The sequence below is a fragment of the Roseofilum acuticapitatum BLCC-M154 genome (assembly GCF_030068475.1).
Classification (GTDB): Bacteria; Cyanobacteriota; Cyanobacteriia; order Cyanobacteriales; family Desertifilaceae; genus Roseofilum; species Roseofilum acuticapitatum.
In genome coordinates this window covers 1-26,494 of the sequence record NZ_JAQOSP010000128.1, presented here as the reverse complement: position 1 = coordinate 26,494, position 26,494 = coordinate 1, and the positions used below count along the sequence as shown (strand labels likewise).

23 protein-coding genes are annotated in these 26,494 nt (G+C 47.6%); 18 read left to right on the top strand and 5 right to left on the bottom strand.

Annotation, left to right across the window (positions count from 1 at the left end; translation table 11 throughout):
* Nucleotides 1–179: 179 nt before the first annotated feature.
* From PMG71_RS20350 to gvpF, 3 genes are all read right to left on the bottom strand, one after another.
* The gene (locus PMG71_RS20350) at nt 180–2,093 is read right to left on the bottom strand and encodes a transketolase C-terminal domain-containing protein (RefSeq protein WP_283755559.1); all 1,914 of its coding nucleotides are present in this window, start codon (nt 2,091–2,093) and stop codon (nt 180–182) included.
* Between the two features lie 92 nt (nt 2,094–2,185).
* Nucleotides 2,186–2,425 (bottom strand): gas vesicle protein GvpG, encoded by a 240-nt coding sequence (locus PMG71_RS20345; protein ID WP_283755558.1) that lies wholly within the window; start codon nt 2,423–2,425, stop codon nt 2,186–2,188.
* A 16-nt stretch (nt 2,426–2,441) separates the two neighbouring features.
* Nucleotides 2,442–3,185 (bottom strand): gas vesicle protein GvpF, encoded by a 744-nt coding sequence (gene gvpF, locus PMG71_RS20340; RefSeq protein WP_283755557.1) that lies wholly within the window; start codon nt 3,183–3,185, stop codon nt 2,442–2,444.
* A gap of 136 nt (nt 3,186–3,321) precedes the next feature.
* On the opposite strand from gvpF, the gene PMG71_RS20335 reads away from it, so the two are divergent.
* The 10 genes from PMG71_RS20335 to PMG71_RS20290 all read left to right on the top strand — a co-directional run bounded on the left by PMG71_RS20335 (nt 3,322) and on the right by PMG71_RS20290 (nt 16,339).
* Nucleotides 3,322–3,951: a hypothetical protein gene (locus PMG71_RS20335; protein WP_283755556.1), complete on the top strand. Its 630-nt coding sequence runs from the start codon at nt 3,322–3,324 to the stop codon at nt 3,949–3,951.
* Nucleotides 3,948–4,535, top strand: a complete 588-nt coding sequence (locus PMG71_RS20330) for an L-threonylcarbamoyladenylate synthase (RefSeq protein WP_283755555.1) — start codon at nt 3,948–3,950, stop codon at nt 4,533–4,535. Before PMG71_RS20335 ends, PMG71_RS20330 begins: the two co-directional genes overlap by 4 nt.
* 200 nt (nt 4,536–4,735) lie before the next feature.
* Entirely contained in the window at nt 4,736–5,557 is an 822-nt protein-coding gene (locus tag PMG71_RS20325) for a sensor histidine kinase (protein ID WP_283755554.1), read from the top strand.
* A 339-nt stretch (nt 5,558–5,896) separates the two neighbouring features.
* Nucleotides 5,897–7,351: an ABC transporter substrate-binding protein gene (locus PMG71_RS20320; RefSeq protein WP_283755553.1), complete on the top strand. Its 1,455-nt coding sequence runs from the start codon at nt 5,897–5,899 to the stop codon at nt 7,349–7,351.
* A gap of 9 nt (nt 7,352–7,360) precedes the next feature.
* The gene (locus PMG71_RS20315) at nt 7,361–10,141 is read left to right on the top strand and encodes a response regulator (RefSeq protein WP_283755552.1); all 2,781 of its coding nucleotides are present in this window, start codon (nt 7,361–7,363) and stop codon (nt 10,139–10,141) included.
* Entirely contained in the window at nt 10,131–11,423 is a 1,293-nt protein-coding gene (locus tag PMG71_RS20310; protein WP_283755551.1) for a sensor histidine kinase, read from the top strand. Before PMG71_RS20315 ends, PMG71_RS20310 begins: the two co-directional genes overlap by 11 nt.
* A 517-nt stretch (nt 11,424–11,940) precedes the next feature.
* Nucleotides 11,941–12,630: a deoxyribose-phosphate aldolase gene (gene deoC, locus PMG71_RS20305; RefSeq protein WP_283755550.1), complete on the top strand. Its 690-nt coding sequence runs from the start codon at nt 11,941–11,943 to the stop codon at nt 12,628–12,630.
* A gap of 175 nt (nt 12,631–12,805) precedes the next feature.
* Nucleotides 12,806–13,654, top strand: a complete 849-nt coding sequence (gene recO / locus PMG71_RS20300; RefSeq protein WP_283755549.1) for a DNA repair protein RecO — start codon at nt 12,806–12,808, stop codon at nt 13,652–13,654.
* Between the two features lie 95 nt (nt 13,655–13,749).
* The gene (locus PMG71_RS20295; protein WP_283755548.1) at nt 13,750–15,117 is read left to right on the top strand and encodes an MFS transporter; all 1,368 of its coding nucleotides are present in this window, start codon (nt 13,750–13,752) and stop codon (nt 15,115–15,117) included.
* 34 nt (nt 15,118–15,151) lie between these two features.
* Complete coding sequence (locus tag PMG71_RS20290) at nt 15,152–16,339, top strand: glycosyltransferase family 4 protein (RefSeq protein ID WP_283755547.1); 1,188 nt, start codon at nt 15,152–15,154, stop codon at nt 16,337–16,339.
* Here the strand turns inward: PMG71_RS20290 and PMG71_RS20285 are convergent.
* Both PMG71_RS20285 and lepB read right to left on the bottom strand, forming a co-directional pair.
* Nucleotides 16,296–16,532, bottom strand: a complete 237-nt coding sequence (locus tag PMG71_RS20285; protein ID WP_283755546.1) for a hypothetical protein — start codon at nt 16,530–16,532, stop codon at nt 16,296–16,298. The two genes, PMG71_RS20290 and PMG71_RS20285, sit on opposite strands and share 44 nt — an antisense overlap.
* A 424-nt stretch (nt 16,533–16,956) precedes the next feature.
* Nucleotides 16,957–19,419 carry a signal peptidase I gene (gene lepB / locus PMG71_RS20280; RefSeq protein ID WP_283755545.1) on the bottom strand — a complete coding sequence of 821 codons (2,463 nt, stop codon included), beginning with the start codon at nt 19,417–19,419 and terminating at the stop codon, nt 16,957–16,959.
* On the opposite strand from lepB, the gene PMG71_RS20275 reads away from it, so the two are divergent.
* The 8 genes from PMG71_RS20275 to PMG71_RS20245 form a co-directional block, all read left to right on the top strand.
* Nucleotides 19,410–19,625, top strand: coding sequence for a hypothetical protein (locus PMG71_RS20275; RefSeq protein WP_283755544.1), 216 nt, complete (start codon nt 19,410–19,412; stop codon nt 19,623–19,625). The two genes, lepB and PMG71_RS20275, sit on opposite strands and share 10 nt — an antisense overlap.
* A gap of 95 nt (nt 19,626–19,720) precedes the next feature.
* Nucleotides 19,721–19,945 carry a type II toxin-antitoxin system MazE family antitoxin gene (gene mazE / locus PMG71_RS24045; RefSeq protein ID WP_283767345.1) on the top strand — a complete coding sequence of 75 codons (225 nt, stop codon included), beginning with the start codon at nt 19,721–19,723 and terminating at the stop codon, nt 19,943–19,945.
* Nucleotides 19,938–20,312, top strand: a complete 375-nt coding sequence (locus tag PMG71_RS20270) for a type II toxin-antitoxin system PemK/MazF family toxin (RefSeq protein WP_283755543.1) — start codon at nt 19,938–19,940, stop codon at nt 20,310–20,312. The genes mazE and PMG71_RS20270 overlap by 8 nt, the downstream gene beginning before the upstream one ends.
* 230 nt (nt 20,313–20,542) lie before the next feature.
* A complete protein-coding gene (proS, locus tag PMG71_RS20265; protein WP_283755542.1) occupies nt 20,543–22,351 on the top strand; it encodes a proline--tRNA ligase in 1,809 nt (602 codons plus the stop codon).
* A gap of 181 nt (nt 22,352–22,532) precedes the next feature.
* Nucleotides 22,533–23,990: a hypothetical protein gene (locus PMG71_RS20260; protein WP_283755541.1), complete on the top strand. Its 1,458-nt coding sequence runs from the start codon at nt 22,533–22,535 to the stop codon at nt 23,988–23,990.
* Between the two features lie 92 nt (nt 23,991–24,082).
* Nucleotides 24,083–25,234: a tRNA guanosine(34) transglycosylase Tgt gene (tgt, locus tag PMG71_RS20255; protein ID WP_283755540.1), complete on the top strand. Its 1,152-nt coding sequence runs from the start codon at nt 24,083–24,085 to the stop codon at nt 25,232–25,234.
* A 249-nt stretch (nt 25,235–25,483) separates the two neighbouring features.
* Nucleotides 25,484–26,158 carry a Uma2 family endonuclease gene (locus PMG71_RS20250; RefSeq protein WP_283755539.1) on the top strand — a complete coding sequence of 225 codons (675 nt, stop codon included), beginning with the start codon at nt 25,484–25,486 and terminating at the stop codon, nt 26,156–26,158.
* Nucleotides 26,159–26,161: 3 nt separating this feature from the next.
* The coding region (locus PMG71_RS20245; RefSeq protein WP_283755538.1) for a Uma2 family endonuclease at nt 26,162–26,494 on the top strand (333 nt) is incomplete at its 3' end.

The following is a 26,494-nucleotide window of genomic DNA, read 5'->3' as shown; positions in this document are numbered from 1 at the left end:
ATACTCGTGGCCCCGATGTATGGTTGCAAGCATTGTAAAAGTGTTAATATGTCAAGCATGGGCTGGGTATAGAGGTTGTAGTTGTGGTTGACAACAACCTTACTATACCCGGCTCTACCCTTTTTTGGCGAAGGTATTGTTGTAGAAACCCGGTTTCTATTGCTAATGGGCGCTAAAAATTAACTCACTAACGCCTTCACCTTACTCATAATGCCAACAGGGTCAATACCTTGATAGGGGAACTGTTCCCACAGTCCACCGCATCCTTCCTTATGCACACCCAAATAAGCAAACTTAGGTGTTAATCCCCGCTCCAATAACCAGGAACCAAAGCGGCTACCTAAACCGGTTTTGCGGTTAAAGGATTCAACCACCAAGACAAAGGGAGCATTTCCCACTTTGGTCATCATCTCTTCATCAATCACATTGAGCGTCGATTTATTAATTAAACCCACATCAATGCCTTCTTGCTTCAGGCGCTCAACCGCATCCAGAGCGCGATAGAGACCATCCCCAAAACTGACAATATAACCGGCACTTCCTTCGCGAATCACTTCATCTTTACCAGGAGTAAAGGTATAGCCATCGCCATAGAGTTCTTTACCTTCGCCATCGAGTAAGAACGGAACTTTAGAACGAGTCGAGAAAATAAACCGCAGTCCGGGTTGATGGAAAACCGCTTCCACACAAGCCTTCATTTGTCCAGCATCGGCGGGGAAATAAACCCTGGTTTCGTAGCCATCATCTAAACCATTGTCAGCAAAGAGATTATTGATGCCGAAATGACAGGTATTGTCCGCCATGTCATCAATTCCCGCATGGGAGAAATGACAGAGGAGGTTGGAGTAGTTGAGGCGAGCCATCGTAATTTCTGAGATACACATCTCTAGGAAGGCGCTAAAGGTCGCAAAAATTCCTTGCTTGCCTTTCTGCATACCAAAGCCAGCCGCAGCAGAGAGGTTACCCCGCTCCATAATGCCACCACTGACAAAAATTTCGGGGTGAGCTTCATGGATTTTGTTTAAGCCACAGGAGCCTTCTAGGTCACTATCGACGCAGAGGACATTTTGTTTGCGCTCGTCTTCGCTCATGCGTCCGAGGATGGAAACAACAGCGTCACCGAAGACGTTGCGGTTGGAGCCAAGTTTGTCGCTAGAACCGAGGAAGGTATAACTTTGTGAGGGTTTTTCAATGGATTTGAGATATTCTACCGCCGCAGTATGACCCCGTTGTTCGAGGTATTGGAGAGCCAATTTTAAGGAGATGACATCATGACCATGATTTGAGCCTTCGAGTCCTTCAATACCGGGACACATGGGGCGCTTGTTGATGACGGCAACGGGGCCGGGAGTGTTGACGGCTTCGCAGAGACGACCATAGAGGTCATCAATGTCTTCTCCGTTGCCTTCGAGAATTTTTACGCCATGGCCGGCGAGGGTTTGGGCGACGCTAAAGCCGGGTAAATACTTGGAAGGATTTCCGGCAATGGTGACATCGTTATCATCAATGAGCAGTTTGACGTTGATGTATTGGGCGACGGCTAACCGGGCGGCTTCTGCGTCGTTTCCTTCTTGTTGGGAACCATCGGAACCGAGACAGAAGACGGTTTTGCCAGGGTTGGCGAGGGCAACACCGTTGACGTAGGGCCACATATGACCTAAGCGCCCGGAACTGAATTTAACGCCGGGGGTTAAGCCGAGTTCGGGGTGTCCGGGGAGGTGGTGATGGGCTTCGCGATAGTGGAGCAGTTTTTCGGCGGGCATGTCGCCGTTGAGGACGGACATGAGATACTGAGTTCCGACCCGGTGTCCGGCTTCATCGAAGAAGATGGGGACAAATTTATCGGGCGCTCCTCGGAAGAAGGCATCGAGGATCATGACTTCGGGTACGGTGTCGTAGGGGCCACCGGTGTGTCCGCCGACACCTCTAGCTGCACCAGTGGCGGTGAAGAAGATGAGGGTGTCCCGACAGAGTTGGATGTTGTATTTGAGAGCTTCCCGTTGTTCGTCGGTGAGGGTCGGTTGGCTGGGGTCGAGGGTGAGGGGCTTGTAGCTATTGATATCAATAGCGAAGTTGTCAGCGATAATGGTCATAAGGTTTTGTTTAGTTGGATTGATTAAAGGCCAGTCGGTCACTAGAGTACCAGGAAAGGGGATGGGGGGATAGGGGGAGTGGGGAGATGGGACTACTCCCTCTCTTCTTCTTCGAGTTCCTGAATGGCGAGTAAGAGCGCTTCTTCTTGTTCTTCAAATTCTTCTTCCGAAATATCACCCATATCAAAGGCTAACTGAAGGGTGAGCAGTTTCTTATGCAAATCTTCCTTATCATTTAACTCGGCATTGGCATGTTCTAGGACTTGTTCGCCAATCCAAAGCATCCCTTCAATGGGGCCAAGAATGGGTAGGGTGAGTAATTTTATAATCATGTTTAAATCCTAGGGATTAATCCTCTAATTTGGCAAAATTGAATGGAGCGGTAAAATTATTATATCGAATCCGCAAACGGCCTTCAAAATGCAGATCTAAATGCTCGACTTGCTGCGAGAATTTCGGTTCATCATCCCAAGGAATGAGATAGGCACTGTTATAAATCATGGCATCGGTGAGAGACTCATTTTCAATCACTTCGATCGCCAGAGGATTCAGCACCTGTTGAAATTCGCCAATAATCTCATCCTGCCGATTCTGCAAAGCTTGCTCCAGCGCTTGACCAATGCCAATCACCTGATCCATCCCTAGGGGTTGTCCCTCCAGGCGATCGCGCTTTTGCCTTAACTGTTCATTTTCTGCTAAAACCTGTTGTAACTCCCCCTCCATCTCCCACAACACCTTTACGCTCACCTCTCGATAACCCTTGAGCTTTTGGAATAACGCCGTTAACTGGTCTCGATACGGCTCAATCAGCAGCGCTTGCACCTCTTGCCAATTCTCCACCGTTAATCCAAATTGCAGAGGTAAAACCGTGCGATAGCCCGCTTGCATCGCTTCTTCTAACACCCGTTCATGGGACAACAGATTTCGACGACTAGCCAAATAGCGGTCTTGTTTGGCTTCAGAGCAAAGAAACGTAAATTTATCCACTTGATAAGCATGAACCGGTTGTTTATCCAATCCCACTAAATCTAAGTGTTGCGGGCCTGGAGAGGGAAAAATACCATAAAGATAAAAGGCAGCAGAATCATTCATTCCAGACACTGAAGATTAATTTAATGGATTTATTTTATCAGTCTGGGCGATCGCCGCTCCTCCTTTCTCCTCTCCGAGTCACCTTTGTCACCCATACGGTAAACTGGGATAGCGCTTTTCATCAGCTATAAACTCCATGGGTCGTAAAAAAGCAACAGTTAATTATCTGATCGTCGATGACCTCAGCGTTTCCCCCGAAGACCAAAAAGGAACCCTGATTGCCGTAGAAGGTCGTCGCAACACCGAAGCCAACCGCCAAAAAGCCCTAGATAAGGCGATCGAATTGTGGCAAGAAGGGCAATTAGAGGGCTTTCCCGATGGGTTATCCCTAGAAAATGTTCTTTTTGCCCCTGGAGCCTCTGGGCCTGCCATAGACTCATCTAACGCCGCTATAGAGGAAGAATTGCCCCTACAAAAAGCGGCTAGAGATGTGGTGACCCTGATTGACTTACTGATTAATCGTGGCGAGGCCATCCAAGAAGCCACCCCACTTTTACCCATTTTAGAAGCCGCCGAAAAAGGACAAAAACTAACCGAAGAACAGACCATGCAGGCTAGGGATAAATCCTTTAGTAAAATTCTCACTCGCCTGGCTAATTCGGTGACCGAACATCAACAATTTGTGGAAACTCCTGGGATAATGGAGTCGATTAAAATGATTATCGCCATTATCAAAGACGATCGCCTAATCACCCCAGAGCAAATTTTACCCCCCCCTGCCAGTAAACCAGAGGACGAAGAGGACGAAGAGGACGATTCCCCATGAACCAAGTTTCCCTCCAGGAACTGATTGCGGGGGCTAAAGCGGGTCAATTGGTGAGCTTCCCCACGGATACTGTACCCGCTTTAGCGGCTCTGCCCCAGTGCGCCCCCCTGATTTTCGAGGCTAAAAACCGCAGTTTAGACAAACCCCTAATTCTCATGGGAGCTGCTCCCCAAGACCTTTGGCCCTTTTGCCAGGGAACGCCTGAAGCAGAGCAAATTTGGCAACAGGTAGCCGCCCAATATTGGCCAGGAATGCTCACTCTCGTTTTACCCGCATCTGCGGCCGTACCTAAAGAACTGAACCCGCAAAATCCCAGCAGTATCGGTTTGAGGATACCTAATTGTGCGATCGCCCAAACCCTCCTCGCTCAAACCGGCCCCCTAGCCACCACCAGCGCCAACCGCTCCGGCCATCCTCCCCTAGAAACCCTAGCCGAAATTGCCGCCCAATTCCCCCAAGTGCTAACCCTGAACTCCGAGGAATTTAACCCCGAAACCTCAGCCAGTGGTATTCCCTCAACTGTTGCCCGTTGGACAGGGAACGGCTGGGAAATTTTAAGACAAGGAGCCGTTGATATCAATTAAAAATTAAAAATTAAAAATTAAAAATGGGTTAAAATATCACTTATTACTTATTATTTATTGCTGAATCACTTGGGGATTGACTCACTACCATGACTTGGGGGAATTGGTTAGAGTTTACATCGGGACTGATTGTGGGCATAGGGGGGCTGACTCTCAGTCGCATCCTGTGGAAGAACCGGAAACGCTCAAGGAAAACAAAGATGAACCGTAATGACTCTGCTTCTTCATCCGATGGGGATGATCTGCAACAGCTCAAATTAGCCTATCAAATGGCAACCGAAATGGCCCAGTTCAAGCAAGGCTTTTTAGGCAGAATTTCCCATGAATTGCGATCGCCCCTCAACGGTCTCATTGGAATGCATCAACTGATTCTCAATGACCTCTGTGACTCCCCAGAAGAAGAACGAGAATTTATCGCCAAGGCCCATGATTCTGCCCTCAAATTAATTAAGCTCATTGATGAAATGGTGATGATTTCCAAAACCGAACAAGGAACCGATGTCATGGAAATCGAAACCATTCCCTTAACCGAAGTCTTTCAAGACATCTATGATTTAACCTATTTACAGGCAGCCAATCGCAATTTACGTCTCGATATTGTCATGCCTGACCCCGAAATTTATGTTCAAGCCGATTTACGTCGCCTCAGACAAGTCTTAACCAGTTTAGTCGATAGTGCGATCGCCCACATGAGCGAAGGCTCTATTCACCTTCATGCCGACGCTGTTCCCGAAACCCAACAAGTTTATCTCTATCTCGAAGACCAACGCTCCCCCGACTGCTGGCAAGAACCCATTGATCTACTCAACACTCCCCCTTCCCCAGAATTAGATTGGAATGGTTCACCCTCCCCAGGACTCACCCTCATGGCCAATCAACTGCTCTTAGAACTGATGAACGGCAGCCTAGAGTTACTCCAAGTTCCCTCCCCTGAAGCGTCCGCACAAACCAGTCGCATTTTGTGTAAATTACCTTGGGGTAGTGTGGAAACTGAAGATTTAACCGATACCATTCAAGATTAAAAACTTATGTCATATAGCAATACCTAAATGAGTGATGTAATGGCTGCCCCTCATCCCCCTACCCCCTTCTCCCGCAGGAGAAGGGGAGCAGAAGTCCCTCTCCCTTGGGAGAGGGATATAGGGAGAGGGCATTTCCAGTTGCACAACTGATTTAGACTAGCTATATAAGGAGTTCAGATTAGGGGGGATCGCCAGGATCATAGCAGTGAAGGAAAATATCGGTGAGGGTAACTTTTGTCGCGTGAACGGTTGGACACAGGGTAAAATGATCTGAATCGACGGCAAATTCTTTTACAAATAACAACCCTTTGACCAACTCTTTATCAAAAGACTTTAACCATGAAAAGACGAGATGTCCTACGGTGGGGAACCTCAGCCGCTCTGGGATGGAGTGCTACGTCTGCCTTAAATGCCTGTCGCCGTTTTTCTCCATCCTCTTCCGCTCAATTATCCCTCGAAGCCACTCGCGGTTCCCAATCGGCCAGTGTAGTCGGAACTGATGCTTATCACTTTTTCAAAGAGGTGGGCAAAAGATTTTCCGGCACGACTCTACGATTGGTAATAGAAGATGTACCGGGTGTGAGAGTCGCTCAGGAATTAACGCAAGCAGAATTCACTCCCCTAACCGGAATCGACGTGCAATGGGATCTACTCCCCCTCCATCGCGTTTTAGGACGAATTGAACAAGACATCGCCAGAGAAGCCGGAACCTATGACATCATGTATTGGGATCAGGCTTGGATCGGTCGTTTTCTGGAGGTTGGGGTCAATCCCAAAGAACTGCTGGAAAACAGCAACCTGCGATATCCCAACTACAACTTTGAGGATTTTTTCCCCTCTTTAGTTGCCCATGTTTCCTCTTATCAAGGACAGTTGGCCGCCATCCCCTACGATATCCCCATCTTTATCATGTTCTACCGCCCAGATATTCTGGAGGAATGGGGGTTATCTGTGCCGACAACCATGGCAGACTACTTGGGAACGATGCAAGCAATTACCCAAGCCAAAGCCCCACAAGTCTATGGAACAGTCGGCCAGTGGAAGCTAGAGCATTACAGCTTGTTTTGCAATATGACGGCTTGGTTGTGGGCCCATGGTGGATCGACCTATTATGCTAATGGAGAGCCAGCCATTAATGACGATCGCGCGATCGCCGCCCTAGAATATATGCTGGCTCAACGGCAATATGCTCCCCCCGAAGCCATAACCTGGGACTGGGATGGGGAAGGAGAAGCCTTTCGCCAAGGTCGCGCCGCCCTGTTTATCTCTTGGGGAGAAAGGTTTCCCTGGTTTGAAGGATCATTTGGCTCCCAAATATCCGGAAGAGTAGCCGTTGCTCCTTGTCCCCAAGAAATTGCGCTGCGTCCTCCCAGTCAATGCGGCTTTGGGGAAGTCCCAGGCATTAGCAATCAAGGGGGCAGCAGTTTGGCCCTGTCTCGTTACAGCAAAAACCGAGACGCAGCCTGGGTCTTTCTGCAATGGCTCACCAGTGCCGATATTCTCACCCGCATAGCGATTTTGGCTAAAACCAACAGCACTCGCCGCAGCACCTACAACGATCCGAGATTGAAAGTGGGGTTTGGAGACAATCCCGAAGTGAGCAATTATTTTAATGTCACGTTGGATGCCATTGAAAATCGCATGGGAACAGAACCTCACCATCCCAATTGGGTTGAGTTGGGTTTTGATCGCTTCCCTGTAGAACTGGGAAAATTAATGACAGACCAACAGAGTATTAAGACTACCCTAAATAATATGGCAGAAGCCGCCGCCAGAGCAACAGAAACTCTTTAACACAAGACCATGAATGCTACCCCTGGGACTATTGGCTCACGAATTGAGCGTTTCTTTAATCATTACAGCTTGCGCCATCAACTTTTAGGCGTATTTTGTTTCATTGCCCTGACTCCCCTAGTGAGTTTCGCTTGGTGGAATTACTACACAACCCGGACAGCCTTGATTGAATCGGCCAATCAATCCCTTGATGCCGCCGCATCCCAAACGGCTACCACCCTTGATGCCTTCATGCGCGTCAATTTAACGGTCATTTTTACTGAAGCGCAACAAGACCCCCTGACTGCCTATTTGCAAGCTGCCCCGAACCCTTCTCCTGACCTGGAAGAGCAGGCACGGGGCACGCTCGACAGCTTGCTGGTTAAAGATAAGGTTTTCTTGGTTTCCTCAGCTCTCCTGAATACCGAGGGCCGGAATATCCTAGATACTGATAGCTCTCAGATGGGACGAGATGAATCGGATCGCGATTATTTCCAAATTGCCCTAGAAACGGGTGAGCCTTTTGTATCCCAAGTCGAGTTTTCTGATGGCAAGCCCTACTTATATTTCAGCCAATCCATCCGCGATCGCCAAACGGGAGAAGTTGTGGGCGTACTACGCAGTCAGTATAGCGCCGCTAAACTCCAATATCTCATCCTCGAAAGTAATAATTTAGCTGGTTCCTTGTCCTTTCCCATTCTGCTCGACGACCATAATTTGCGCTTGGCCCAGGGATATCGAGATGATGGCAGTCTGCCTCAAGAGGTTCTGTTTCAATTTCTCGCACCTCCGGAACCGGAAACCCTGGAGCAATTACAGGCTATTTATCGCTTGCCTGCTGACCTTACGGAGGATAACGCCACTCAACTGAGGGATTTTGACCAACTTGCCGCTAATTTTAACCCCGATCGCCCCTACTTCAATACCATTCTTTCTCAACAGCAGCAAATAGAATATGCAGGCGCGATCCAACTGATCCACATCCAACCTTGGAAGATCGCTTATTTGCGCCCGAAATCCGTTTTTCTGCAACCCATCGATATTCAAACCCGCCATAACCTCCTGTTGGCTTTCGGAACCACCCTAGCCGCCCTTGCCGTGGGCTTTGGTATGGCGAATGTGATTGCTTCTCCCATTCAACGGTTGACCGAGACCGCCAAACAAATCGCCGAGGGCAACTTAAGCGCCCGTGCAGAGCTGGAATCGGGCAATGAAATCGGCCAATTGGCTCGTGCTTTTAATACCATGACTGCACAGTTGCGATCGGCGATCGATACTCTAGAAGAAAAAGTGCGCGATCGCACCTTAGAATTAGAAGTGGCTAAAGAAACTGCCGACAATGCCAACCAAGCCAAAAGCGAATTTTTGGCCAACATGAGCCATGAATTGAGAACCCCCCTCAACGGCATTCTCGGCTACGCCCAAATTTTAGGACGCTCTAAAACGCTCTCAGAACCAGACAGCAAGGGAGTGAATATCATTTACCAATGCGGTTCTCACTTACTCACTTTAATTAATGATGTTTTGGATCTCTCCAAAATCGAAGCTCGAAAACTGGAGTTGAATCCCACTGCTGTTCATTTTCCCTCCCTCTTGCAAAGTGTGGTGGAAATGTGCAGAATTAAGGCCGAGCAAAAAAGAATTGATTTTATTTACGAACCCAGTTCTCGGCTACCGGAGGGAGTGGAAACTGATGAAAAGCGGCTGCGACAAGTGTTAATTAACCTCTTGGGCAATGCCATTAAGTTTACCGATCCGGTTCCCCCCTTAGAAAGGGGGGTTAGGGGGGATCGCGGTTCTGTGAAGCTGCAAATCGATATCGTTGACCAGTCAGAAACCACTGCAACCCTCCTTTTCCGAGCCATTGATACAGGAGTTGGCATTGCCACAGCCGATTTGGGCAAACTTTTCCAAGCCTTTGAACAAGTGGGCGATCGCCAAAAACAATCGGAAGGAACCGGGTTAGGACTCGCTATTTCCCAGCAAATTGTCGGGTTAATGGGTAGCCAAATTGAAGTCACCAGCCAATTGGGGCAGGGCAGTGAATTTTCCTTCTCGGTGTGCTTTCCCCTCGCCTCAGATTGGGCAATACGACAGAGCGGTTTGGAGGGGAGCGATCGCATCATCGGCTATGAAGGTGTTGGCGCAGCCTCTCCAGAGGAGAATCAGTGTACAATTCTGATTGTGGACGATCGCTGGGAAAACCGCGCCGTTGTCTCGAATTTACTTGCCCCTCTCGACTTTCAAATAGTCGAAGCAGAAAACGGTCAGGAAGGTTTAGAAAAACTAGGTGAGCTGCACGTTGATTTAGTCATCACCGATCTGGTTATGCCAGTTATGGATGGTTTTGAGTTCATCCAACATATCCGGAGTTCCCAGGACTTGCAGCATCACAAAATTATTGTCTCTTCAGCATCCGTCAGCCAAATAGATCAACATAAAGCCATGGATGCAGGGGGAGACTGCTTCCTCAACAAACCCGTCGATCTTCGAGAGCTGTTAGCAGCCATCTCCGAATGCTTAGAGTTGCAATGGATTTATGAAAACCCAGAGAATACGGACGCGCTCTGGGAGTCCATCCCAAGGCAAATTGTACCGCCAGCGCCTTCTATCCTCACTACCCTATTGGATTTGGCCCAGCAAGATCGGATCAAAGATTTAGGTGAGTCCTTAGAAGCGCTCGCTCGGACTGATTCGACTTATATTCCTTTTACCCAATCTTTACTCGACTTGGCCAACCAATTTGCAACGGAGGAAATTGAAGGTATCCTACAACAACATCTGAGCAAAGGAGAGTCTCATGCACAATAAAGCCGAAATTTTAGCCGTTGACGATACACCAGCCAATTTGCGCGTAGTCGCGGATGTATTATCTCCTGTGGGCTATATTGTGGCGACGGTTACCAGTGGCGAGCGTGCCCTCAAGCGCCTACAAAACTATATACCCGATCTGATTCTCCTCGACATTCAGATGCCGGGTATCGATGGCTTTGAAACCTGTCGAAAAATCAAGGAAAACCCCGATACAGCCAGTATTCCCATCATTTTTCTGACTGCCCTATCCGATGACGAGAGTATTCGCAAAGGATTTGCCCTCGGAGCCGTTGATTACATTACTAAACCGTTTCGGGAGGTGGAAATGCTGGCGCGGGTGAAAACCCATGTACAGTTGCGAAATTTCATGGCACAACTAGAGGAACAAGTCCAGCGTCGCACGGCTGATTTAAGCCGAGCATTGGAAAAGTTGCGATCCTCGCAAATGCAATTGGTGCAACAGGAAAAAATGGCTACTTTGGGTAATCTTGTGGCTGGGGTTGCCCATGAAATCAATAATCCATTGGGGTTTATTGGGGGCAATTTATCGATACTAGAGGAATGTCTTCTTGACTTGGTGGAGGTTCTCAAAAGCTATCGCGAAGAATATCCTGAACCGAGTCCTCAACTGGCAGAACAAATTCAAGATGTGGATCTCGATTTTTTGCTGGAGGATATTCCCAAAAATATTGCCTCCATGCAAAAAGGAGTCAAACGAATGGCTAAGATCAGTACCTCTTTGCGAACCTTTTCTCGCACTGATACGGAGGTAAAAACTGAGTTTAATTTGCATGACGGTCTTGAGAGTACCTTACTGATCTTAAAATATCGCCTGAAAGCTAACGATGACCACCCTGCTATTGAAGTGGTCAAAAATTATGGGAATATTCCGCCAATCCAATGCTATCCGGGACAGCTCAATCAAGTTTTTATGAATATCTTAGCAAATGCGATCGATACTCTGGAAGAAAAGACTAAACTCAAAACATTTGAAGAGTTAGAGGAATATAATAATTGCATTACAATTGCCACTGGAATCAGTGAAGATAAAAAGACGGTGTTTGTTAAAATTATGGATAATGGAATGGGAATTCCAGAAACCGTAAGAGGGAAAATATTTGAGCAGGGATTTACCACTAAGGAGGTGGGAAAAGGGACGGGTTTGGGTATGGCGATCGCCTGTGAGATTGTCAAAGAAAAACATGGCGGAACAATCACTTGTTCTTCAGAAGTAGGACAAGGGACTGAATTTGTGATTTCCCTTCCTTGTCATGAGTAATAGGTAATGGGTAATATCATATCTGGTTAAACAGTTGTCATTGCGACCTCCGGGAAGCAATCGCCAAATCTCGCGATATTGCTGAGATTGCTTCGTTCCACTCCGCTCCATTCGCGCTTTATATCAAGTTCGCTTATTCATGTCCGCGAAGCGGAAATACCCTAATTAAAAATCCAGGGAGCAAGATGCTCCCACTCCAGTCAGATCAAAGAATTCGAGGAGTGCGGGCATCTTGCCCGCTTCTCTTTTCCAATTTTCATGTCCGCGAAGCAGAAATACCCTAATTAAAAATCCAGGGAGCAAGATGCTCCCACTCCAGTCATATCAAAGAATTCGAGGAGTGCGGGCATCTTGCCCGCTTCTCTTTTCCAATTTTCATGTCCGCTTGCGGAAACCGGACTTGATATAACAGAACAAAATGCTGTATCTCTCCATCTCCCCATCCCCATCCGGTTGCCTTGTGTCCCCTCGATCCGGAAAAATAGAGGATAACCCAAATCAAGGCTCACTAGGGATTATGGCTTTAGACTATTCAGACTATTCAGATATTGATATTGCTGACTATATCGAACATTCTCTGTTGCACCCCACAGCAACACCGGAGCAGGTGCAACAATGGTGCGAACAGGCTATGGCGATGAAGTTTCCTACGGTTTGCGTGCCTCCTGTCTACGTGCGGCAAACGGCGGATATTTTGCAGGGAAAATCGACGAAAGTCTGTACGGTGATTGGCTTTCCGACGGGTGCAACGACTCCAGGGGTGAAGCTCTATGAAGCGCAGGAAGCGGTTGAGCATGGAGCTGTAGAGTTAGATGTGGTGATGAATATTGGCTTACTGAAGGCGGGAAAAACGGAAGAGGTGCATCGGGAAATGGCCCAAATTTGTGAGGAAACGGGGCAAACGGTGAAGGCGATTTTGGAAATGACGGTGTTAACGGAAGCGGAAAAACGATTAGCGGCTGAACTGTGTTTGGATGCGGGGGTGGCGTTCTTGAAAACGAGTACGGGTTGGCAAGGGGGGGCAACGGTGGAGGATGTGAAACTGTTGAAGTCTGTGAGTCGGGGGAATGTGGGAATTAAGGCTGCTGGCGGGATTCGCAATTTAGAGCAAGCTTATGCCTTAATTGAGGCTGGAGCAACCCGGTTGGGGACTTCGCGGGGGATGATGCTCATAGAGGAGCGGGAGATGGTAATGGGTAATGGGTAATATCAATGAACAATGAACAATTAACAATTAACAATGAACAATTAATGTTGAGATCATGAGTAAATTATCGTAGGGTGGGCAGGGAAAAAGCTTTAAATCTTAAATAACATCCATTGTTCTCCTGCCCACCTGCTGTCTGCCAACCCACACCCATTTTTAATTTTTAGTTGAGAGCATGAGCCAAACGTATAAGGCGACGGGTATTAATTTGAAGGGGATGCCTATGGGAGAATCCGATCGCCTGTTAACGGTTTTAACTTCTGAATTTGGACTGATTCGGGCGATCGCCCCTGGAGCGCGAAAAGCGAAGTCGAGTTTGGGGGGGCGCAGTGGGTTGTTTGTGGTGAATGAGTTGTTGGTGGTGAAGGGGCGATCGCTTGATAAAATTATTCAAGCCCAAACGATTCAATCTTATCCGGGCTTAAGTCAGCATTTACTTAAACTTACAGCCAGTCAATATTTAGCGGAATTAGTCCTCTGTCAGGCTCTCACGGATCGCCCCCAAACTGACCTCTATGACTTGCTGCTACTCCATCTCGATCGCCTGGAAACCAGCGATCTTAATCTCACTTTACCCCATCTAATCCAAGGAACCTTTCACCTGCTGGCTCTGGCGGGAATTGCGCCCCAAGTGCAAAATTGTTGTAGCACGGGAAAGGCGATCGCCCCAAATTTCCAAGATCCCCAGTGGCACATCCCATTTAACCTCGCCTCTGGTGGCATTGTCAGCCCGGAAAAAGAGCTACAAGCCTTTCAGGTTCAGGAATCTGGAAGTCATTATCAGGTACAAAACTCGCCCAGAAAATCCCACCAACCCCAAACCTTTTCCCTCAACGCCAGCCAATTATGGACACTCCAGCATCTAGCGGGGCCAGAACTCCCTAAACTAGAACAAGGAACAGACCACCTCTGGCCCTCCCTAGAAACTCTCCTGCGTGCCTATGCCCAATACCATTTCGATCGCCCGATCCGAGCCGCAACCCTCCTAGAACCCTGCCTAGCCAACTTGCCGAAACCCCCCTGAAGATACAGCGCTTTGCTCTCTCTGTAGGGGAGATAGGGCCTATTCCCCATTCCCTATTCCCCATTCCCCATTCCCCATTCCCTATTCCCTGACCCATGTCCTTATCCCAAACTGATGTAGAAACAACCCCTAAAACCCCTACCCCCAATGCACCCCCGCCCTCTCCGAGTCTGGGAGCAGTGCTAAAAAACCGCAATTTTCTCACCCTATGGAGCGGTCAAATTTTTTCCCAGTTAGCCGATAAGGTCTATCTGGTGTTAATGATTGCCATTATTAGCAGTCAGTTTGAACATCAGGGACAAACCATTAGCGGTTGGGTATCGGCGATCATGATTGCGTTTACTATTCCGGCGGTGCTGTTTGGCTCCTTAGCCGGTGTATTTGTGGATCGCTGGCCGAAAAAATCCGTCTTAGTGCTGACTAACTTGCTCCGGGGGGTCTTTGTCCTCACCATTCCCCTGTTTTTGAGCCTCTCTACAGGCATTGACTTGGCGATCGATCTTCCCCTTGGCTTTGCCCTACTTTTAGGGATTACCTTCGCTGTTTCTACGTTGACCCAATTCTTTGCTCCGGCTGAACAAGCGATCATTCCCCTAATTGTTAAGCGCCATCTGCTGTTACCTGCCAATTCTCTCTACACTTCGACGATGATGGCTTCGGTGATCCTGGGATTTGCCCTCGGAGATCCGCTTCTAGACTTAGCCAGCCATCTGGTTAGCCCCATTTTAGGCAATGGTGAACTGGGTAAAGAATTCCTGGTGGGTGGGGCTTATGTGTTGGCGGGTTTCATTTTGCTGGTGGTGGATACGAAAGAAAACACTTATCCCCCAGACCATGAACATCCCCATGTTTTGCAGGATCTGCGGGATGGATTGCAGTTTTTGGGCGATCGCCATCGGGTGCGGAATGCGATTTTACAACTGATTATTCTCTCCTGTATTTTCGCGGCTTTAGCGGTTTTGGCGGTGCGAATTGCGGAAATTATTCCCAATCTGGAAGCCTCCCAATTTGGTTTTTTACTGGCTGCTGGCGGTATCGGTTTAGGCCTGAGTGCGGCTGTTGTGGGAGAATTTGCCCATCGTTGGGGATCGAATGCCCAATTGAGTTTGATCGGCTCCATGGGAATGGCTGGATCGCTGTTGGGTTTATCGTTTACCGTGCAATCTTTGGGATGGTCTTTGTTTTGGATTGGGTGGTTAGGTGCATCGGCTGCGTTTATTGGCATTCCCATGCAAACTACGATTCAATCCCAAACGCCGGAAGCCATGCGAGGCAAGGTGTTCGGACTCCAAAATAATGCGATTAATATTGCCTTGAGTTTTCCTCTGGCTTTGGTGAGTGTGGCGGAAGCATGGCTGGGAATTCAATCGGTTTTACTGGCTTTAGCGCTCTTGGTCTTCGCAGGGGGAGTCTCAACCTGGTATATTTCCCGTACAGGAGGTCGGGATCAATCGCCCTCTTAAGAACACAACTACCCTCCCCTTACTTGGCAATTGAATGCATATCGCTTGGCTTGGTAAAAAATCTCCGTTCTGTGGTAATGTCACCTATTCTCGTGAGGTGACTAATGCGTTGCTCGATCGGGGACATCAGGTGAGCTTTTTTCATTTTGCTGCGGAGGATGGGGTGGCAGAATTGCTATCAGATAGCAGTAAAGGGCCTGGGAAAGGATGGCCCGATTGTGCAGAAGTGCCGATTCCTTGTTTGTATAAATCGACGATTTATACGATTCCGACGTTGAGTTCGTCTAAGGTTTTAGCGCGATCGCTCCATTCCTTAAAACCGGATTTGGTTCATGCATCGTTAACTCTGTCTCCTCTGGATTTTCTGCTGCCGGAAATTTGCCAAGATCTCAATTTACCTTTGGTGGCAACGTTTCATCCAGCATTTGACCGCAAGTTACGCAATTTTTCTTCGGGAACGCAACAGTTGACTTATCAACTTTATGCTCCTTGTTTGGCTAATTATGATAAAACAATTGTGTTTTCCCAGATTCAGCGCGAGATTCTGATTAAACTGGGTGTTCCTTCATCTAAAGTAGTGGTGATTCCGAATGGGGTGGATGCGCTGAAGTATTCTCCTGGCCCGTCTTTGATTAAGCAGGATTTGCAAGCAGAGCGGTTATTTTTGTATCAAGGACGGATTGCGATCGAGAAAAATGTGGAGTCTTTGCTCAAGGCTTGGAAAATGGCGGATTTGGGGTCGGGGTGTAAGTTGGCGATCGTGGGGACTGGCCCCCTGAAAACGGCTCTGAGCGCGTCTTATGGCTCAGAACAGGGGGTGATTTGGTTGGGCTTTATTGGGGATGAGCAGCAACGGATCGAAATTTTGAGGGGGACTGATGTGTTTATTTTACCTTCTTTTGTGGAGGGTTTGTCTTTATCCCTGTTGGAGTCTATGGCTTGCGGAACGGCTTGCATGGCAACAGATGTGGGGGCGGATGGTGAGGTGTTGGAAAAGGGTGCAGGGGTGATTTTGAATGCGAATCGAGTTACTACGGAGTTGCAAACTTTGCTACCTTTGTTCCGAGACCATCCGGAATTGAGTGTCATGTTGGGACAAAAGGCGCGGCAACGGGTACTAGAGCGCTATACCCTGAATCGTAATATTTCTCAGGTGGAGCAGCTTTATGATGAGGTGTTTAAGCAGAGTAATGATGCTGCTTATGGGAGCTTGGTGAATTGAGGGGGAGTGCGAGCGTCTCGCTCGCTAGGGTAAACGAGAGAAAGGCGATCCCTAGGGTAAACGAGAGAAAGGCGATCCCTAGGGTAAACGAGAGAAAGGCGATCGCTAGGGTAAACGAGAGAAAGGCGATCCCTAGGGTAAACGAGAGAAAGGCGATCCCTAGATCAAACAACAGCGAGCAAGATGCTCGCACTCCTGGTTTTCCCCTATTTTGATAGGATCATGGGACTACGATAGGGTATCGGGATCGATGTTTAACTGTCGGAGTTTTTCCCGGAGTTGCTGTAATATCAAGTTCGCTTATTCATGTCCGCGAAGCGGAAATACCCTAATTAAAAATCCAGGGAGCAAGATGCTCCCACTCCAGTCATATCAAAGAATTCGAGGAGTGCGGGCATCTGCCCGCTTCTTAACAAATTTTCATGTCCGCTTGCGGAAACCGGACTTGATATGATATCAAGTCCGGATAAAAAGTTGTCATTGCGACCTCCGGGAAGCATTCGCGCTTCGCGTTTCACGCAAGCTTCGCTTTTCATGTCCGCGAAGCGGAAACGCCAAAACTACCGAGATAAAAGAGATTGCTTCATTCCACTGCGTTCCATTCGCAATGACATTGTTCATTGTTCATTGTTCATTGAACCAAACCGATGGAAGGGATACAACCGGAAAATCACTTGACCGCGAATTTGTTGGCGGGAGACCACTTGACCGGTAAAGTCGCCGGTATAATCGCGATCGGTGACAATGGCGTAATATTCATCGGAGTTGAGGGTGATGGGGGGTTGGTTAAAGGTGGGGGGTAACTCGATGGAACCGGTATCGAGGGGTTCATGATTGATGAACACTTCACCGGATCGGATTTCTAGGGTTTCCTGGGGTTGGGCAATAATGTATTTCCAGTATCTAGTAGTTGAGGGTGGAATCTCAAAGACAATGATATCCCCTCGATAGGAGGGATAAAAGCGGGGGGTTAAGCGGTCAATAAAAACCATGTCTTGAGGGCGTAAAATTGGCTCTAGCCCTATATTGGTGATGTCTTGAACAGAAAAAATATTGATGCTGCTGGACAACCAAACACCCATGAAGAGTAATATCAACACTAAACCCAAATTTATTTGGTCTGCGGGTAGGGTATAGGCAGGGAGGGGGACTTCTTGGGCTAAATGTTCCCGCAGTGTGTCGTGATAAAAGCGAAACCGTCCCCCCGATTGTTTTAAGATCCCTGCTTGACTGGCTTGAGTGAGAAAGTGTGCATAATTCCTAGGCATATTTCCCTGACGAGACAACACCCAACGCAGGGCAAAATGTTGGATTAAAGCAACACCACCCCCGACAGAAAATCCGATCCATATTGCATTGCCTGCCCCTTGAATCAAGGCAGTCAGTAGATCCACCTCTTCTCCAGTTGCCCAATTCGGTACAATGACAATGAGCGGGCACAGGAGCATCGCTAACCCGATGGTAATCAGGGTTTTAATCCCTGTTTCCCAGATGCCTTCGTTGGGCTTTTGTCTTACTTTTAAGTCGGCTCTCAGCCCTCCAATCAGCCCTCCAATCAGCCCTCCAATCAGCCCGAAAATCAGCCCGAAAATCAGCACTCCAATCAGCCCTCCAATCAGCCCGAAAATCAGCACTCCAATCAGCCCTCCAATCAGCCCGAAAATCAGCCCTTGACGTAATCCGCGCTTGATTCCCTGCCAAGATAAATCGAGGGCTTCTGTTAATTGAATGGAGGTGTGATCCAAACTCAGCCCGAAAATCAGCCCTCCAATCAGCCCGAAAATCAGCCCTCCAATCAGCCCGAAAATCAGCCCTCCAATCAGCCCGAAAATCAGCCCGACAATCAGCGCGAAAATCAGCCCGACAATCAGCCCGACAATCAGGCGATAGTGTCGGTATTGCCGCGCATTTTCTAGCCATGTCGGTTGCAAGGATTCAATCAAAAACTCCCGTTGATTAATGCCTTCTTTGCCCATACTCGCCGCTAACCAAGCCAGATAATGCCTAGCTTGTTTGGCCGAATAATCCTCTAGGGGCAGTTTTTTCGCCAAAAATGCATCAAAAAGCTGCTTTTGACAAGCGGCAACATCTTCCGGTGCATCCCCTGGCAACCGTTCCGGGTAAGGGTAAGCAATGGGCATCAGATTCAAAAACATGGGATTCTTGGCCAATTGCTTCCACTCTGGATGAGTCCCTAAGTCTTCCCAGAGATGGCAGGCTTTACGTTCGTTTAGATAATGCTGAATTTGCTCATCTGTTAATTGGCGCAATCTTACCGCTCGGTCAAGTTGGCGGAACCGCAGGCGATAGTTGGGTTCAGTTTCCGTCTCTGTAGTCGTGCTTTCATAGTCTTTAACCCGGCAACAAATAACTAAGAATTTTTGCTGCTGCTGATAATCGTCTTGCAACTGCTCAATGGCATGAATGGCTTTTTTCATCCTCTCTTGTCCTAGCTCATCCAAACCATCGAGCAAGGGAATAATCCGGTCTGTTGACAGCCACTGACGACAAAGTTCAGGCTTTAAGCCATATATCCCTGCCATCTGTTCCACCATCCAATCGAGGATTTTCTCCTCGCGCCAGGTGGACAGCTCAAAAATTACCGGGATGGGTTTCTCCGGGTTCTGGGCGGCCTTTTTTGCCCAGTTTTGGGCAAGTCTCAGCAGTTCTGTGGTTTTGCCACTTCCCGGTTCTCCTAAAATCAGTAACCGTGGACTCCGAGACGGTTGAGATGGAGTAACGGGTTGATCTAAGTCTATGGGAGAATCATCCCAATCCAGAGGAATATAACAGTCTTGATACAGATTGCCTTTAAGTCGCTCTCTAATCTTTTCCTGATTTCCTTGAGCGAACTTTTGCCATAATTCCTCGGTACTGTTCTCCTTTTCGTTTAATAATTCTGGCCCGACAACAACAACAGCCGCAAATATCAACGCAGCAATAATCAGCATGATAGGCGGCACATCTTTGAGCAGGTCTTCTAAGGCAGGAAGTTGATTGACCAAGTAGGGATACAAAACGAACGCCAGAGCGACAAAGGCCAAGCGCACATAGCGAGAGAGGCGACCCTTTGAGGACATTTCGATTCAAAATTAACAATGGGGGGGTTAATGATTATTGTAGACGATTAATGGGTAATGCGATCGCCGTTTCTGCTATGATTTGGTCGATCAATCAACTGATTGGCTTTGCTATCCGAGGTTATCCCCTCTCTGCCACCCAAGACCATGTTATTGAGGGTAATCCAGTCTCTAAGCATGTTTATCCACCTAATCGATTAAGGTAACACCCACTGCCTGCAATTCATTTATTGACCATTAGCATAGGATTGGGTAGTATGATGATATAGTCATACCAATCTGTCGCAGACAGTTTGCAACTATGAGTAAGAAAGTCAGCATAACCTTGGATGACGAAGTTCTAGATTTTATAGATCGGTTAGCAAGCAATCGTAGCAGCTTCATAAATAATATTCTCAGGCAAGAAAAGAGGAGGATTTTTATGAAGGAGCTAGAAGATGCTTACAAAGATCAGGCTAATGACCCAGAGTTGCAACAGGAAATTTCTGTATGGGATGTTGCAGTAGGCGATGGTTTAAATGCCTAACGGACACTTAACCTACAAGCGAGGGGAGATATGGTGGGTCGCTCTCAACCCTGTTGTTGGTTATGAGACTGATAAAGAGCGCCCTTGTCTGATTTTGCAAAACGATATTGGCAACCAAAATGGGGCAACGACAATAGTTGCTCCATTATTGCCCGGAGCAAAAAGTTATCCATTTGTTGTGAATGTTACACCGACCGCCAAGAATGGATTAGATAAAGATCGACACATCAACTTAAGTCAAATGAGAGCTGTGGATGCCCAGAGAATTAAAAATAAACAGGGTGATTTAGAGGAGATTTACTGGGAAGAGATTGAGAAAGCGGTATGTATTGAGCTTGGTTTTAGTTTAGCATTTAGGTCTTCGTAGCTTGCCTAACAAGCGGCCGCACGCGGAACGGGTTGTATAAACTATCATTAAACTCAAGGGAGATGAACCTTGGGCCTATGAGTCATTTCGAGTAGGCGATGCAGATCTGTTGATGTTCATCAGCAGTGAGCATCCTTGAATAGATCCAGATTGTTGATGAGAAACCCGGTTTCTGAATGATTGCTTCTTGTGAGATAATGGGGAATTGGTCTAAGTGGGAGCAATACAGAATGCGACTGTCACACATGCTGTTTAATACGCTGCGAGATGACCCAGCAGAAGCAGAAATTCCCAGCCATAAGTTGTTGGTTCGGGCGGGATATATTCGTCGAATTGGTAGCGGACTCTATGCTTATCTTCCCCTAATGTGGCGAGTTTTGCAAAAAGTCTCCCAAATTGTGCGCGAGGAAATGAATGCTACGGGGGCCCAGGAATGCTTGCTTCCCCAACTGCAACCGTCGGATCTGTGGCAAGAGTCGGGACGCTGGGATACCTATACGAAGGCAGAAGGGATTATGTTTGCGTTGCAGGATCGGCAAAAGCGGGAGTTGGGGTTGGGGCCAACCCATGAGGAGGTGATTACGGCGATCGCCCGTGATATGATTCGTTCCTATCGGCAATTACCGGTTCATCTGTATCAAATTCAAACTAAGTTCCGGGATGAAATTCGCCCCCGGTTTGGCTTGATGCGCGGTCGGGAATTTATCATGAAGGATGGCTACTCGTTTCATACTGACCGGGAAAGTTTGAAACAGACGTACCAGGATATGGATCGGGCCTATCGGAATATGCTACGGCGATGCGGTCTGAAGTTCCAACCGGTACAAGCGGACTCTGGAGCCATTGGGGGCGGGGTTTCTCAGGAGTTTATGGTATTGGCTGAGGCTGGAGAAGATGAGGTTCTCTACACGGAAGATAGCCAATATGCGGCGAATGTGGAAAAGGCGGTTTCTCTGCCTGCGGATGCTCAACCCTCTCCCTTTACAGAGTATAAAAAAGTAGAAACACCGAATACCAATACCATTGCCACCCTCTGCAAGGCTCTGGGTTGTGATGCCACCAATACGGTAAAAAATGTTCTCTATCAGGTCGTTTATGATAGTGGCATGACGGTTTTGGTACTGGTGAGTATTCGCGGCGATCAGGATGTCAATGAGGTGAAGCTCTCCAATGAGTTAACGGCTCTAGCTCCAGAATACGGCGCGAATGGGGTTTTGGCCCTCACGGTTCCCGATCCGGAAGCGCAGAGCAAATGGGCAACGAAACCTCTACCCCTGGGATATATCGATCCGGGATTAGGGGATGAGTATATTTCTGAACAGGAGAATTTAGCGCCGAAGTTCCTGCGGTTGGTGGATCAGACGGCCGTGGAGTTGAAAAATTTTGCTACCGGAGCCAATGAGACGGGATACCATGTGATGGGGGCAAACTGGGGGGATCAGTTTGTTTTACCCGATCGCATTGTAGATGTTCGTACCGCAAAAGCAGGCGATCGCACCGTTCACGATCCGACGCAACTATTACAAACCGCCAGAGGTATTGAAGTCGGTCATATTTTCCAGTTGGGAACCAAATATTCCCAAGCCATGAATGCCACGTTTACCAGCGAACAGGGGGAAGAATTACCCTGTTTTATGGGTTGTTATGGCGTGGGAGTGTCTCGCCTCGCCCAAGCAGCCGTGGAGCAGTCCTATGATAAGAATGGCATCATTTGGCCGGTGGCGATCGCCCCCTATACGGTAATTATCTGCGTTCCCAATATTACCGATAGTCAACAGATGGAAGTCGCCGAACAACTCTATCAAGACTTGCAACAAGCCGGAATAGAAGTCTTACTCGATGACCGCAATGAGCGAGCCGGGGTAAAATTCAAAGATGCTGATTTAATTGGCATTCCCTATCGCTTAGTTACCGGCAGAGCCATCAAATCGGGTAAAGTAGAGTGTGTAGAACGGGCAACCCTCGCTTCTGAGGAAATCGCCATAGATGAAGTCGTTTCTGTTCTGCAAGATAAGATTCAAACAGCCTTGCAAGCTTAGTATTTTGTCAGATCGTCAAAAGGGTATCAGCGAGACATTTACCATTAGGCACAGTACCATAGAGCAGGTTCATCATTAGCCCAATGAAGAATTTCCTGGACTGTGCCTACTTTTGAGTAAGGAAAGGATAAAACCCCTATTCCCTATTCCCTATTCCCTATTCCCTATTCCCTATTCCCTCATGGAACGCCGAGAACTGATTCAACTAACCGCCTTTATCCTCTTACCAGGGATATTATTCACCCTACTCGATGGTTTGATTTCCGGTATCTTTGCAGGCATGGTTGGGGGAATTATGGGGTTTTCTTATACTTACCCGGCTTTAGGACTGTGGGCGTTTTTAATCTATATGCCCTTTGCAGGAACCGTCACCCATGGAATTGCCGACAGTAACCCCCTACTCCACTTAGTTAAAGATTTCTTTTATCTTCCCGCTCTCCTCTCCATCTTAATCCACGATCACGACTATCTCAAACCCTTTTGGCAAAAAATAAAACCCCTCTACATTCCCCTAATTGCCCTAGTCTTGATTACATTCGCTCACTTTTTCTGGATTAACATCATTAGCGAAAGCTTCAATCCTACCCTAGGCAATCAAACCCTGATGGGAATAATAGGAATTAAAACCTTATTAAGCTATATCCCCCTCATCCTTTGCGCCTATTACCTCATTCATGGTAAAGAAGAATTATCCTTTTTTCTCAGACTCCACACCCTTCTCATTTTAATCTGTTGCGCCCTAGGATTTATTCAATATTTACTCCTAACCAAAGGAATTTGTCCAGGTAGTAGACCCCTTTCCGCAGAACAGCTCTATCGTGCCAGTCTAGATGCCCATTGCTTTATCGGTGGAGCTGCGTTATATAATCCCAATGCGGGATTAATTCGACTTCCAGGCACATTTGTTGCCCCTTGGCAATGGGGATGGTTTCTCATCTCTAGTGTCTTTTTTCTCTTTGCTCTTGACATCAGCGATCTGGATAAGAAATGGCGTATTCTCAGCGCTATTGGTACAGGACTTTTGATTATTATGGCTATTTTCTCAGGTCAAAGAATTGCCCTAGCGTTAGTCCCCATCATTTTTATTGTTTTACAACTTCTAAGTACCTCAAATAAAAAACGATTACCCTTAAAATGGGGAGCCGCCATCATCGCCAGTGGTATAATTATTCAAACCGTTAATCGAGTTGAGCAACGAATAGAAAGTTTAGTGGATCGTTGGACTGTTTCACCACCCCTAGATTTTATGTGGAATCAATGGCAATGGATTTTAGATCAGCAAGAGGGAATTTGGGGAAAAGGCATTGGTGCAGCGACGAATGCAGCACGAAAATTCGCCCCAACTCGGTTAATTGAAACTTTCCATGCTAAGATCCTCTATGAAATTGGGCCTTTGGGCTTACTCGCTTTTTTAGCAGTAGTTTCAGTGCTGGCATTTCTCACTTTCCAAGCTTATCGAGCTTTGCACAATCATCGCTGGCAAAAAATGTCCTTGTGTTTCTGTATTTTTATTCTAATTGTCAGCTTTTTTCCCTATTATTATCCCCTAGATGTCGATCCCGTGGCGGTGTATTATTGGTTTATTGCGGGAGTCTTACTCAAATTACCGGAAATAGAGACTTCTCCCAAATCTCCCTGACTTACTATCAGCATCTTCCTATACTATTGTAGGGGCGAACAGCCGTTCGCCCCTACACCATGTCTGTTTTTTATTTGAAAACGCTATCAATAATGCATCAACCCTTTCGGTTTTCGATACAAGCCCAATGTTCCCAAACTCAAGCCAGAGCAGCGACGTTTTTAACGCCCCATGGAAGGGTGGAAACGCCTAAATTTATGCCTGTGGGAACGTTAGCGACGGTAAAAGCACTAACTCCTGCCCAACTCAAAGGCACGGGCGCTCAAATGGTTTTAGCCAATACTTATCATCTGCATCTGCAACCGGGAGAGGATTTGATTGCTCGTGGGGGAGGGTTGCATCGGTTTATGGGATGGGATGGCCCCATGTTAACTGATTCTGGAGGATTTCAGGTTTTTAGTTTAGCCAGTTTACGAACCATTCAGGAAGAGGGAGTAAAATTTCGATCGCCTAGAGATGGACGAATTATTAATCTTACTCCAGAAAAGGCGATCGCCATCCAAAATCAGCTCGGTGCAGATGTAATCATGGCGTTTGACGAATGCCCCCCCTATCCCGCCTCCAAAGATGCCGTCATCGCTGCCACAGAGCGCACCTATCGCTGGCTAAAACGCTGCATAGCCGCCCATAATCGCCCCGATCAGGCATTATTTGGCATCGTTCAGGGGGGAGTATATCCTGACCTGAGAACCGCCGCAGCCGAGCAATTAGTCGCCCTCGATTTGCCCGGTTATGCCATTGGTGGGGTGAGTGTGGGGGAACCAGGGGATTTAATTAACCAAATTGTGAAGGTGACTGCACCCCTTCTACCGGCAGAAAAACCCCGCTATCTGATGGGAGTGGGAACTTATAAAGAAATGGTACAGGCGATCGCCTCCGGTATCGATGTTTTTGATTGCGTCATCCCCACCCGGTTAGCTCGTCATGGAGCCGTTTTTGTGCGGGGAGAGCGCTGGAATATCAAAAACGCCCAATTTCGCGAAGACTTTGCCCCCCTCGATGCCGAGTGCCCCTGTTATACCTGTCAAAATTTTAGCCGCGCCTATTTGGGGCATTTATGGCGCTGTCGTGAACTGTTGGTGTATACCCTGCTGTCGATCCACAATATTACGGAATTGGTGCGCTTTACCTCACGCATTCGGGAGGCTATTTTAGGCGATCGCTTCCTTAGCGAATTTGGCCATTACCTTGCCCCCCCCAGAAACCCCTCAGTACCATTAGAAATACATAGCAAACCTAAATGAGTGATGTAATGGCTGCCCCTCATCCCCTAGCCCCTTCTCCCGCAGGAGAAGGGGAGTAAGTCCCTCTCCCACGGGAGAGGGATTTTCCGCAAAGCGGACATGAAAGGGAGAGGGCATTTCCAGTTGCACAACTCATTTACACTAGCTATAGCCTTTCTCTAATAAATAAAATACAAACTTAGCCCCCTCTCCCGTGGGAGAGGGGGTTGGGGGAGAGGGCAATTCTCTCTAATCTCCTCAATCCTAAATATGATAACCACTGAATCCATTAATCCCAAAATAACCATTCCTCCCCTAGAAAACGGCGACAAACTCACGCGCACAGAATTTGAGCGTCGTTATTATGCTATGCCCGATCGCAAAAAAGCCGAATTAATCGAAGGAATTGTTTATATGGCATCTCCCTTAAGAATCACCCAACATGGCGAACCCCATGCTTTTATTATGGGCTGGCTCAGTTTCTACCAAGCCTTTACTCCTAATCTACAATTAGGCGATAATTGTACTGTCCGCTTAGACTCTGACAATGAACCCCAACCCGATGCGCTCCTGAGAATCAAAGAAGGGGGACAATCCACAATTAGCGAAGATGGTTATGTCGAAGGTGCGCCAGAATTAATGGTTGAAATTGCCGCCAGTAGTGTTTCTATTGACTTACATCAAAAACGCAATGTTTATCGTCGCAACCAAGTACAAGAATATTTAGTCTGGCGCGTCGATGACGGGGAACTGGATTGGTTTCGATTAGAGCATGAACAATATATCAAACTAGAACCCAATGCAGAGGGAATTATAGAGTCCCAGATGTTCCCTGGATTATGGTTAGATAAAGCCGCCTTATTAGCCGGTGACTTAGCTCAGGTACTCGCGACTCTACAAACAGGATTAGCTACCCCCGAACATCAATCCTTTGTCAATCCATAAACTATGCTAACTTACGAACCCATTACTCTAAACCTAAAAACCGTTCATCTCACCGATCAGCAATTTTATCAACTTTGCCAAAATAATGAACAGTACCAACTCGAACAAACCGCCCAAGGAGAACTCTTGATCATGCCTCCAGTCGGATCGATCAGTGGCAATCGGGAAGCCGATCTCATTGGTTTTCTCTGGCAATGGAACCGTCAAACCCAACTGGGGAAAGTATTTAGTTCTTCTACTATTTTTAGTTTACCCCAGGGGGGGAAGCGATCGCCGGATGTAGCCTGGATTGCCAACGAGCGCTGGCAAGCCTTAAGCTCAGAAGAACAGGAACAG